The organism is Bacillus cereus group sp. BfR-BA-01355, assembly GCF_022663675.1.
Lineage (GTDB): Bacteria > Bacillota > Bacilli > Bacillales > Bacillaceae_G > Bacillus_A > Bacillus_A thuringiensis_S.
Genome location: NZ_JAKUFY010000452.1, coordinates 1 through 228, shown reverse-complemented (window position 1 = coordinate 228; position 228 = coordinate 1). Strand labels below are relative to the sequence as shown.

The following is a 228-nucleotide window of genomic DNA, read 5'->3' as shown; positions in this document are numbered from 1 at the left end:
TTGCTAGTTCTTTACTAGTTAAACCTTTTTCTTTTCTTTGTTTTTCAATTTTTTTACCAATATCTATATTTTCCATAATGAAAATCTCCTCAAGGGTTATTAAATTATATTAAAATAAATTTAATTATAATTTATTATATGGTGAGCTACAAGGATATAAGGAGGAAACAAAATGAAAGAAATAGGGGCATTACAAGCAGAATACCCATTAGTGAATAAACTTATTGC

The 228-nt window shown here is 25.0% G+C and carries 1 pseudogene; it reads right to left on the bottom strand.

The features are described from left to right. Nucleotides 1–76: pseudogene (locus MR167_RS32440) on the bottom strand (DNA-binding protein); the annotation flags it as partial. Nucleotides 77–228 lie beyond the last annotated feature (152 nt).